The 8,733-nt window shown below is 67.6% G+C and carries 11 protein-coding genes and 1 pseudogene; 7 read left to right on the top strand and 5 right to left on the bottom strand.

The window, feature by feature from the left end:
* The 3 genes from ON38_RS34485 to ON38_RS29495 all read right to left on the bottom strand — a co-directional run.
* Positions 1-1,490: tetratricopeptide repeat protein (locus ON38_RS34485; RefSeq protein WP_157181990.1), on the bottom strand; the 1,490-nt coding region annotated here is incomplete at its 3' end.
* Positions 1,487-2,023, bottom strand: coding sequence for an AAA family ATPase (locus ON38_RS34480; protein ID WP_157181989.1), 537 nt, complete (start codon positions 2,021-2,023; stop codon positions 1,487-1,489). The genes ON38_RS34480 and ON38_RS34485, both read right to left, overlap by 4 nt.
* A 110-nt stretch (positions 2,024-2,133) precedes the next feature.
* Complete coding sequence (locus tag ON38_RS29495) at positions 2,134-2,595, bottom strand: hypothetical protein (protein ID WP_157181988.1); 462 nt, start codon at positions 2,593-2,595, stop codon at positions 2,134-2,136.
* Between the two features lie 282 nt (positions 2,596-2,877).
* Between ON38_RS29495 and ON38_RS38315 the strand changes: the two are divergent.
* The 6 genes and pseudogenes from ON38_RS38315 to ON38_RS29470 form a co-directional block, all read left to right on the top strand.
* Positions 2,878-2,994 (top strand): annotated as a pseudogene (locus ON38_RS38315) (hypothetical protein); the annotation flags it as partial.
* A 20-nt stretch (positions 2,995-3,014) separates the two neighbouring features.
* Positions 3,015-3,215 (top strand): hypothetical protein, encoded by a 201-nt coding sequence (locus ON38_RS36715; RefSeq protein WP_169333312.1) that lies wholly within the window; start codon positions 3,015-3,017, stop codon positions 3,213-3,215.
* Positions 3,216-3,229: 14 nt separating this feature from the next.
* Complete coding sequence (locus ON38_RS29485) at positions 3,230-3,556, top strand: WXG100 family type VII secretion target (protein ID WP_039828346.1); 327 nt, start codon at positions 3,230-3,232, stop codon at positions 3,554-3,556.
* Positions 3,553-5,034 carry an ADP-ribosyltransferase gene (locus tag ON38_RS29480; protein WP_039828345.1) on the top strand — a complete coding sequence of 494 codons (1,482 nt, stop codon included), beginning with the start codon at positions 3,553-3,555 and terminating at the stop codon, positions 5,032-5,034. The genes ON38_RS29485 and ON38_RS29480 overlap by 4 nt, the downstream gene beginning before the upstream one ends.
* Positions 5,035-5,049: 15 nt before the next feature.
* Positions 5,050-5,304 (top strand): hypothetical protein, encoded by a 255-nt coding sequence (locus tag ON38_RS29475; RefSeq protein ID WP_039828344.1) that lies wholly within the window; start codon positions 5,050-5,052, stop codon positions 5,302-5,304.
* A 244-nt stretch (positions 5,305-5,548) separates the two neighbouring features.
* A complete protein-coding gene (locus ON38_RS29470; protein ID WP_373281261.1) occupies positions 5,549-5,956 on the top strand; it encodes an ATP-binding protein in 408 nt (135 codons plus the stop codon).
* A gap of 61 nt (positions 5,957-6,017) precedes the next feature.
* On the opposite strand, the gene ON38_RS29465 is transcribed toward ON38_RS29470, so the two are convergent.
* Positions 6,018-6,335, bottom strand: a complete 318-nt coding sequence (locus tag ON38_RS29465) for a MerR family transcriptional regulator (protein ID WP_245564385.1) — start codon at positions 6,333-6,335, stop codon at positions 6,018-6,020.
* Between the two features lie 528 nt (positions 6,336-6,863).
* On the opposite strand from ON38_RS29465, the gene ON38_RS29460 reads away from it, so the two are divergent.
* Positions 6,864-7,067, top strand: a complete 204-nt coding sequence (locus ON38_RS29460) for a cold-shock protein (protein WP_039828343.1) — start codon at positions 6,864-6,866, stop codon at positions 7,065-7,067.
* 405 nt (positions 7,068-7,472) lie between these two features.
* On the opposite strand, the gene ON38_RS29455 is transcribed toward ON38_RS29460, so the two are convergent.
* The gene (locus ON38_RS29455; protein ID WP_051165447.1) at positions 7,473-8,714 is read right to left on the bottom strand and encodes a cation:proton antiporter; all 1,242 of its coding nucleotides are present in this window, start codon (positions 8,712-8,714) and stop codon (positions 7,473-7,475) included.
* Between the last annotated feature and the right edge of the window lie 19 nt (positions 8,715-8,733).

Here is an 8,733-nt window from a genome sequence, read left to right as displayed (position 1 = left end):
AGGACCCGATCGCAGTCTGCGAGAGTCCGCTCCAGCAGCGGAATCGCCTCCCCGACCCGACCCATCTCCCGGTAGGTGTCGGCGAGGTTGTTGCGAAAGGTCAGAGTGTTCGGGTGTTCAGGGCCAAGGACCCGCTCGCAGTCGGCGAGGGCGCGCTCGTAGAGCGAGATCGCTTCCCCGACCCGACCCGCCGCCTCGTAGGCGCCGGCGAGATTGTTGCGGGAGGACAGGGTGTTCGGGTGGTCGGGCCCCAGGTCCCGCTCGCAGTCGGCGAGGGTGCGCTCGTAGAGCGAGATCGCCTCCCCGATCCAGCCTGTCGACTGGTAGGCGCCGGCGAGATTGTTGCGAAAGGTCAGAGTGTTGGAGTGCTCCTCACCCAGGATCCGCTCGCAGTCGGCGAGAGTCTGCTCCAGTAGCGGGATCGCTTCTCTTATCCGGCCCGCTGCCCGGTAGGCAAGAGCGAGGTTGCTGCGGGAGGACAGGGTGTCCGGGTGGTCGGTGCCCAGGATTCGCTGCCGGTCGGTGAGGGTGCGCTCCAGCAACGGGACCGCCTCCCCGACCCGGCCCGCCGCCTCGTAGGCAAGGGCGAGGTTGTTGCGGGAGGTCAGGGTGTTCGGGTGTTCGGGCCCCAGGATTCGCTCGCAGTGGGCGAGGGCGTGGTAGAGGTGGTGCACTGCGCTGGTATGCAGGCCTTGTCCGGACAGGAACATCCCGGTGTGGTTGCGGATCGCCGCGGTCACGACCCCGGCGGAGGCACTGTCCGAATCACTGGTGGTGTGACGGGTCAGGGCCTCGATGTGGGGCAGCAGGGCCCGCCAGATTGGCCACATGCCTGGATCTGCATAGTCGGGCAGAGCGGTGTGCAGGGTATTGGTGGCGCGGGTTCGGGCGCGTTCGATCACGCCAGATCGGCGGTGTGGGTCGATGGCGTCGGGGGTACGTGCTACCGCTTGCACGAGCCGGTGGATCGAGAGTGTGCCGGTGGTGGGGTCGGGCGTGATCATGTTGTAGGCCGCCAGCAGCCCGAGTGCGGTGCTGCGCTTCGGCGGGTCGAGCTCTCGCAACTGGCATAGGGTGAGGGGAATGGCCTCGGGTGCAAACCAGGCCAGTGCGCACAGCAGATCGACTGCGGCGGGTTCCCTTTCGGCGATGCGGTCCAGGGTGATCCGCCAGATCCGGGCGATGGTGCGCTCGGAGTCGGTATCGACATCGGCCTGCCCGAACATCTCAGCGGGGTAGTCGGCCAGCAATCGCAGGTAGCCGCGGGGGGTGAAAAACGGGTCCTGGGCCAGATACGCCCCGGCCTGCCGGATGGCCAGGGGCAGATGCCCGAGCTCGGCGCACAGTTCGGCGGCGCCTTCGGAGTCGCGCGGGCCGTTGATGGTGAGCAGGGTAGTGAGCAGGCGCAGGGACTCGTCAGGTTCGAGCACGTCCAGGCGCACAATCGTGGTACCCGACTGCCAGCCGGTGGCCCGGCGGCTGGTGATCACGACCCGCCCCCGTTCCCGACCCGGGCCAGCACCGGGGCAACAAGATTGAGGTCATCGGCGTTGTCCAGGACCAGCAGCCAACCGGTGTGGGTGGCCAGCCATTGCAGGGCCCGGTCGGCTAACTGCTCGTCTTCCAGCACTTCGGCCAGCGCCGGCTGCAGCCGGCTGGCGAGCTGCACCAGGCCGGTGGTGATGTTGGTGGCGGTGTCGGCGGTGATCCACACGATCGGCGCGAACCCGTGCGGGCGGGTCGCAGCCCAGTGCGCAACCAGGGTGGACTTGCCGATCCCGCCCAGCCCGTGCACCGCCGCGACCACCACCGGCCCCCGCCCGGCAAACACTGTGGTGAGCTCGTCGAGTTCGGTTCCACGACCGACGAACTCACCCGGCCGCGGAGCAATATTGTCGATCCCGGGTGGTGCTTCTATATCGGCCATCGGCGCGAACGCCTGCGGGGGAAGCTGCACCGCCCGAGCGTGGTCACCGGTCAGCACCGGTGCCGCGAGCGCCCCGCCCCCGGTGTTGACGGCCACGGACCGCGCCCCCCACGCGACCGCACCGCCGCTGGTCTCGGGTCCAGGCTGTACCTGGGGGGAGGTCTCGGTGTTGGCTTTTGGTCGTTTGCGGCGCGGTCGCAGCCAGTTCACGGCGTGGGCGGGGTGTAGTGGTCGCCGGTGGAAATCTCGGCGCCGGGACTGCCGTTGATCGCGATCGAACGTTCTCCCGCTGCCGATGCGCCCCCACCCGAGCCGGGAATGGACACATCGGGACTGGGTGTCGTTGACCGGGAGGAGGGCGCCGACGGCGGAGTGATTCCGATATCCCCGGTGGTGATGGGACCGGCCGGGTTGCCGTGCACCGCGACACTACGCTCACCCGAGGCGCTCGCGACACCAGGCGGCGTCGGTGTTGGTGTATTGGCGATTTGGCGCAGGTGCAGCCACACCGAGGTCACGAACCCCGCCCCAGTCAGCACCACTACCAGCAGCCACATCCACCACGGGCCACCCCCAGTGGCCAGGTTCACCGTCACTGCCAACGCGGTCGCTACCCCCGCACCCACACCTGCCGGTGCCAGCACCGGAACCGCCGAACTCGAACTCATCGAGGCCTCCTCCCGCCCCGTGCAGCAAGCACTCGCCCCCTGCACAGCCCACACAACTTAGCTGAGAACCGAGGATCCGCATTGCCGTTCGAGCTGCAACCTGCCCTCCCTCACTGAACCGTCGCCGGTGTCGGGTTTGGGTGCACTTCTGATAGAGGCACGGGCTTCGGAAAGATTGGTGGAACGGTCCTTCCGGGATCGTGGAACCAGCGGCCCGGCCGGTGCGTCCAGGTCCTGGGGGGTCGGGTATGAGTGGTCTGGAACGTGATCGAGAGGATTGGTATGGCAGAGGGGCAGCAGCCGATCGCTGTGGATCCGGCCGCGACGGCTGATGCTGCGACGTTTTTCGGGTCGATGGCGACGACGTTGATCAGTGCGGTCAAGGACGTGGACGCCAACATGGAGTACCTGCTGGGTACGTGGCAGTCCGCAGCGGCGACCGCCTACGCGGCGGTTGGGAAGAGGCTCGGACCGGCGCGTTGGAGGTGCTGGAGTCGCTGGGGGACATGGCCGAATTGATGGGGGTGCAGGGGATGGACTTCCAGGGCACCGACTCGGATCTGTCCGGCGATCTGGCCGACAACGCGGCTGCCGCCGCGCCGAGTTCGCTGCGGCTGTAGAGGAGCGGAGACGAATGGGTGGGCCGCTGGGCGGCGGATACCGGGTGGACCTGACCGAGTTGGAAGCGGCCGGTGACCGGCTCGGCAACCTCATCGGGTTCCTGGAGGACTGTCTCGATCAGATCGAGAAGCGGGTGGGTGTGCTGCGGCAGGGCTGGTCCGGCGAGGCGGCCGACGCCTACGACGACGCGCACGCCGACTGGCTCACCGGCGTGCAGGACATGAAGGACGGTCTTTTGCGGATGCAGGAGGCCGCCCGGACCGCGCACACCAACTACACCAGCGCCGCACAGACCAACGTGGCGATGCTGGGCCGCGGCCCGGCCCCCGGCGCGCAGTGACCGACACCGCGATCGATGTAGATCCGCAGGTCTACTACGACGCCACCACGGCGCTGACGAATGCCTCGATGGCGTTCGCTCGGGCGGTTGATGATCGGTGGTCGGCGCTGGCCGACTGCGAGCAGATGGCCGGCTCCTACGACGACGCAAAGACCTGGGCCGGCGACTACGACGCTCGGGCGAACGAGGCCATCACCACGTCGAGAATGCTGTGGGAGGCGGCCTGGGCGTATTGCTCGCTGCTGGGCGAGATGGGCTACAACCACGCGATGGCCGACTGGTCCTCGGTGATCGGCAACACCGCCCCGCAACCGGCCTACCCGCCACTGCCGGATTGGCTCAGTATCATCTGCCGCCCGGACCTTCCGTCGGCCGGCGGTCCGGGGAACGGCCTGGTGGCCCAGGGTCTCTCCGGTGCGGTCGATCTGCTGGACGAAATCGGGGTGGTGATCCCCGACGGCGACACCGGCAAGCTGGGCAACGCGGCCCGGATCTGGTCGGAGATGGCCGCCGACCAGGCGGTCACGAATTTCGCGGCCGAGTTGAACCGCATCGCCGATATGTTCGCCACGGTGACCACCCCGGAGGCGGTGTTCATCGATGAGGACCTGCGGCGGATGGCCACCGCCGCCACCGAGGTAGTCGGCCAGCTCGGCGAGATCGGCACAGCGGTCAACGAGCACCTCGTCTCGCTGCAAGAGCTGCGTAACCAGCTCAAAGACCAGCTCATCGAACTCGGTAAGGAGATCGGTAAAGAGGTCCTGATCGGGATCGGCCTCTCGGTGATCACGGCCGGTTTCGGTGCCGCGCTGGCCACCGCCCGCGGCGCGGCGGCGGTCAAGAAGTTCGCCGGGCCGATCCGCGCGCTGGTGGTCGCGTTCAAATCGGCGAAGATCACCAAAGGCGTCAAGACCACCCATACGCCGGCCACGCACCAGCCCACCCTCGCCGAGCTGGCGGCACTGAAACCGACGAAGGCCCCGACGAAGCCGACCGCGGCCCCCAAGACAGCGCTCACCCAAGACGACCACATCACGATCAACTCCTACACCGGCATGGGCTACCGAGACCTCAACCAGGCACTACGCAACCCGCTCACCGATCCCGACGCCTACACCCAGCAGCGCATCGACGCCTTGAACCAGGCTCTCGGCAAGCTCCCCGACCACCAAGGCCCGGTGGTACGGCATACGAACCTGCCCGAGCAGGAACTGGCCAAATACCAACCGGGCCAGGTCGTCGTCGAAACCGGGTTCACCTCGACCACCAAGAACCCCAACGGGGCGGGCGCCCTGTTCGAAGGCGGCAGTAACGTGGAGTTCCAGATCATCTCCAAAACGGGCAAAGACGTCTCCGGACTGTCCAAGTCCCCCGAGGAGATGGAAGTGCTGTTCCGGTCCGGAACACCGTTTGCGTGCACACAGCGATGGACAGACCCAGCGACCGGCCGGACCTTCATCCGGCTCGTCGAGCAGTAGCAGGAGGTACAGACCATGCCCGACCGTTCCGCCGGAAAAGTCTTCTACACCCCTGAGGAGTGGGAAGCCGCCGGCCACAAAACGATGAGCCAAGAAGAGATGGACGCGGCCAATGCCCAGTTCGACGCGTGGGAACGCACCCGCGACCCCGACGCCCCCGGCCCGGTCCCCGGATTCGGTGGCAAGTTCTCCGACGACCTCGCCGGCACCGAGTACGACCCCGAAGCCCCCGGCATCCCAGACCACATGCGCAAGGACCCCGGCAAGTAAGGGCCGCCCCCGCAGACCCGCTTGAGCACTCCCTGCCGTAGAAGCAGCCGGGAGTGCCGTCTATCTGGGCTGTACCCCAAATAGACGGGCCCGAAGTGACGAAGGGCCTGTGCGCCCGTGGGCACCACATTGCGGCCGGCGGTGTGGTTTCCGCCGGTTGATGGCGGGTAAGCAGGGGCCAGTCGGGGGCTGCCGCAGATCGCGGGCGTTTCGCGGGGCGGGAGGAGGAGCCGCGGTGGGTGTGATGACACTGAACCCGGTGCAGGACGCTCACGGGCGGGAGTGCCTGGTTGTCGAGGTGGATCTCGACAGGGTGCCGGCTGTGCAGGTCCGGGCCGAGGTACGCGGCTTGGTCGGTCGGTGTGCCGGTATCGAGGTCAGCGATGCTGTGCAGGTGAGTGACGAGTTGGTCAGCAATGCCTGCCGCCACGCCCGTTCGCCGCGCACCTGCCGGTTGCTGGTGGACGAACATGACCGGTTCCGGATCGAGGTGAGCGACAGTTCCCCTGTCCCGGCGCGGATCCGCCGACCCGACCACACGGGTGGGCGCGGACTGCTGTTGGTCGCGCAGCTGGCGACCTGGTGGGGAACCGACTGGTGCGACGGGGGGAAAACCGTGTGGGCCGAACTCGACCCGCCCGGCGGTATCTGACCTACCGGTGACCGCCACGCGGCGGCCGGGCGTCTTCGCGGCCCGAGGCAGCCGGTTGCGCTCAATCCTGCTGGGTGAGTTCGGCGTTGATTTCGCGGGCTTCGGCGAGTTGGTCTTCGAGGATGATGATCCGGCACGCGGCTTCCACGGGCGTGCCGCGGTCGATGAGTTCGCGGGCGCGGGCGGCGATACGCAGCTGGTATCGGGAGTAGCGGCGGTGCCCGCCGGGCGAGCGTTGCGGGGTGATCAGTTGCGCGTCGTCGAGGGTGCGCAGGAACGCTGGGGTGGTGCCGAGCAGGTCGGCGGCGCGGCCCATGGTGTAGGCGGGGTAGTCGTCATCGTCGAACTTCTCGTTCGCGGTCGTGGGTTCAGAAATCAGGGGGTCTCCAGACGCCGAAGTGCCCCGGCGCCGCTGGCGCCGGGGCACTGAAAGGGGGAATTACTTCGTCTTCCGACATGTAACCGAAACGTCGGCGATCACCCCAACTGCATAACTTCGCGGGTGACCCGACGGGCAACGCCTCCCTTCTCCTCACGGTGTTACTCCATCTTCTTTCCGTGCAACTTCACTTGCTTCCCAGCGGGCGGCAGAACCTTCATTCGTGCTGGTCCCTTGGCCGCGCCCGCGGTCGTACCTGTCACGGGTAGTTTCGTCATCTCCCGTGCCGTCTGGATACTTCTTTCTCTTTCAACGCCACAGAAGCTACCGCACCCTCTCGTGAATGTCTACCGTTGTCGCTACAGATTTATTTGTGTGCCTGGGGCAGGGCGTAGCGCGAGGCCTCGAGCAGCGACGGAGCCGTTGCGCAGCGCGGCCGTTGCGTCCTCGGGATGTGTGGCATGCTGGATGTCGAGCACGGGTTGTTGCAGTGATCGCCCGGCTCGCAACAGGAAGTAAATAAAAAGTATGTCGCAAGGCAGTGTGAAGTGGTTCAACGGCGAAAAGGGCTTCGGTTTCATCGCGCAGGACGCGGGCGGCCCTGACGTGTTCGTCCACTACTCCCAGATTTCCGGCTCCGGCTTCAAGTCCCTCGACGAGGGCCAGCGAGTCGAGTTCGAGATCGGCCAGGGCCAGAAGGGCCCCCAGGCCCAGGACGTCCGCGCCATCTAGGAGCCGACCGTCACAGAAACCCGCGCGATACGCGCGGGTTTCTTGCTTTTCCGGGCCGGATCGGTCAGACGAGGCATACGAACGACAGCCATATGGCCCTCATCAACAACAGGACCCCTTCCTGCCGGTTCTGTTGCTGCCTGCGTCGTACACGCCTGATCGCCTACTCACGCACCGCTCCCGTGCCCAGCTGCGGCTACCCCCTATTTGTTGATTTTTCGGCGGTTACTACCGGAACCCCGAGCGGCTCGAGGAGTTCGCCGGAGGACCGGCCCGGTTCCCGCCCGGAGGTTCCGGGCCGGGCTTCGGCTGCCGCACGTTCGAGCTGCCCGACGAGCTGCCGATCCCGGCGGATATCGGGCTGCGCAATCGCCCTGGACGCCGGGTAGCGACCCTGCTCTCTGTTCAGGCGGGTGCCGCCGGAGTCGTCCGGCCTTCGCTCGGTGGCGTGGCGGGCCGCTCCCCGCCGATTGCCGGCGCCGGTGGCCGCCGCACGCCGAACACGGTCAGCAACGGCCCCGTCATCGCCGTGGTGATCAGGGCCATCAGCACCAGGACGGAATACAGCTGGGTGTCGATGACACCCAAGGTCAGACCGACAGTGAGGATGACGAGTTCGGTCAGGCCGCGCGTATTCATCAGGGCCGCCAGCGCGCCCGCGGTGCGGCGGTCCAGACGGCACAGCCGGGCCGCGAGATACGTTCCGCCCATTTTGCCCGCGACGGCGGCGGCCACGATCACCACGGCCTCGACGACCGCGGCCCGGTCCATACCGCTCAGATCGACGCGCAGCCCCGCGACCACGAAGAAGGCCGGTAGGAACAGGCTGCTCACCAGCTGTGCGCCCGGTTCGACCCGGGGGCGCCGGGTACGGGGGAAGATCACGCCGAAGAGGAAGGCCCCGAAGATCAGATGCAGCCCCATCCATTCGGTGACGGCAGCGGTGGCCATGGCCCCGCAGACCCCGACCAGGACCGTCGCCGTCTCGCCGCGTTCGGCGGTGAGGCCGCGCGCCAGGACCGGGCGCACGACCCACCACAGCACCGCCACCAAGGGAACGATCAGCACCAGTCGCCAGTGATCGTCGAAATCGGGACGGGCGGAGGCGATGACCAGCGCGAGCGCGCACCACGCGAAAATATCCACCGCCGCGGCGCCGGCCAGGCCGAGCTGGCCGAGCCGAGTGGTGAACAGGCCGCGGTCCTGCAGTATCCGCGCCAATACCGGAAACGCGGTGACCGCCAGCGCGCACCCGAGGAAGAGGGGGAAGGCGAGGCGGTTGCCGTCGTGGTGGCGGGCGAGCGGTCCGAGCGCGACGGCACATCCGAGCACGAACGGTGTGGCGAACGCGGCAACGGCAATCGCCAGGATCGACCGGCCGTGACCGGCCGACCGGTCACGGTCGATCTCCAGCCCGGCCAGAAACATGAAGATCACGACGCCGATATCGGCCAGCGCGGTGAGCTGCGGCCGCACCTCCACCGGAAAGATCGCTTCCGACAGTCCGGCGCCGAGGACGGTCGGCCCGGCCAGGATGCCGGCCGCGATCTCGCCGATGACGGCGGGCTGGCCGAGCCTGCGGGCCAACCCGCCTAGCAGCCGGGCGGCCACGATGATGAGGACGAGATCGGTCAGCAGGGCGTTCATGGGTGGCTCGGCAATCCTG

It is taken from the genome of Nocardia testacea NBRC 100365 (assembly GCF_000308775.1).
Taxonomy (GTDB): Bacteria; Actinomycetota; Actinomycetes; order Mycobacteriales; family Mycobacteriaceae; genus Nocardia; species Nocardia testacea.
This window is presented reverse-complemented; position numbering and strand designations above follow the sequence as displayed.

Excerpts from the sequence above, each read along its gene's own strand:
- ON38_RS29495 (WP_157181988.1), bottom strand. The coding sequence starts at position 2,595 with ATGAGTTCGAGTTCGGCGGTTCCGGTGCTGGCACCGGCAGGTGTGGGT.
- ON38_RS29485 (WP_039828346.1), top strand. The coding sequence starts at position 3,230 with ATGGGTGGGCCGCTGGGCGGCGGATACCGGGTGGACCTGACCGAGTTG.
- ON38_RS29475 (WP_039828344.1), top strand. The coding sequence starts at position 5,050 with ATGCCCGACCGTTCCGCCGGAAAAGTCTTCTACACCCCTGAGGAGTGG.
- ON38_RS29470 (WP_373281261.1), top strand. The coding sequence starts at position 5,549 with ATGACACTGAACCCGGTGCAGGACGCTCACGGGCGGGAGTGCCTGGTT.
- ON38_RS29460 (WP_039828343.1), top strand. The coding sequence starts at position 6,864 with ATGTCGCAAGGCAGTGTGAAGTGGTTCAACGGCGAAAAGGGCTTCGGT.
- ON38_RS29455 (WP_051165447.1), bottom strand. The coding sequence starts at position 8,714 with ATGAACGCCCTGCTGACCGATCTCGTCCTCATCATCGTGGCCGCCCGG.